At 69.9% G+C, this 1,129-nt stretch carries 2 protein-coding genes; both read right to left on the reverse strand.

All coding sequences use genetic code 11. The annotated features are described in order from the left end of the window. Window positions 1-298 (reverse strand): oxidoreductase (locus tag JCM9942_RS16490; RefSeq protein ID WP_484600267.1); only part of this gene is annotated, 298 nt, incomplete at its 3' end. 121 nt (window positions 299-419) lie between these two features. Continuing rightward, window positions 420-1,129 (reverse strand): NAD-dependent protein deacetylase (locus JCM9942_RS16495; protein ID WP_054660936.1); only part of this gene is annotated, 710 nt, incomplete at its 5' end.

A 1,129-nucleotide genomic window follows, 5' to 3' on the forward strand; every position in this document is an offset into this window, starting at 1 on the left:
GTATCCCGATCGGCATCGGCGACCACTGCCGCACCGAGGCCAGCACTGCCGCCAGCGCCGCTTCGGTGGCGTCACCCCACAGGCCCAGGTCGGCCCAGCTGATGCGTCCTTCCGGCAGCACCGCGGTGGCTTCCAGGATCAGCAGGCCGGCGCCGGACTGCGCCAGCTGGCCCAGATGCATGCGGTGCCAGTCGTTGGCCAGCCCGTCGGTGCTGGCGTACTGGCACATCGGGGCGATGACGATGCGGTTGGACAACGACAACGGGCCGAAGGTGATCGGCGAGAACAGCTGGCTCAAAACAGACTCACGGACAGGAGAAAACGGGCGCTATTGCACTCCTGTGCGCGGCCGCGCACAACCACCGGGATGGATCACTGTTTCGCAAATTCCGTGTTCAGCCCGCTGGCGGGCGCCAGCCTCAGTGCCCGCCCGGCAACAGAAACGCCAGCGCCTGCGCGCAGGGCGCATGGATCTTGAGTTCGAGCAGGTCATCGGCACGGGTGCGCCCCAGGTTGATCGCGGCCACCGGCAGTCCGGCGCGGGCCGCGGCCTGCACGAAACGGAAGCCCGAATAGACCATCAGCGAAGACCCCACCACCAGCACCGCATCGGCCTGGCGCAGGTGCGCGTGCACCGCCTCCACCCGCGCGCGCGGCACGTTCTCGCCGAAGAACACCACATCCGGCTTGAGAATGCCGCCGCAGCGCTCGCAGGCCGGCACCTGGAAACCGGAAAAATCCGTGTCCAGATCGGCATCGCCATCCGGCGCGGTCCCGGCCTGGCGCACCTCCCAGCCGGGATTGGCCTGGCGCAGGCGCTGCTGCAGGTGTTCACGTGTGGAGCGCGCCTGGCAGCCCATGCAGCACACCGCGTCCAGGCGCCCGTGCAGATCGATCACCGTCCGGCTGCCGGCACGCTGGTGCAGGCCGTCCACATTCTGGGTCAGCAGCAGTTCGACCCGGCCCTCGGCCTCCAGCGCCGCCAGTGCGTGATGGGTGGCGTTGGGCCGGGCCAGACCGATACGCGGCCAGCCCAGCAGGCTGCGCGCCCAGTAGCGCTGGCGCGTGGCCGGCTCGGCCATGAACGCGCGGTAGTCCACCGGCGGCGTGCGCTTCCACTGCCCGTCGG

The sequence above is a fragment of the Stenotrophomonas pictorum JCM 9942 genome (genome assembly GCF_001310775.1).
GTDB lineage: Bacteria > Pseudomonadota > Gammaproteobacteria > Xanthomonadales > Xanthomonadaceae > Stenotrophomonas > Stenotrophomonas pictorum.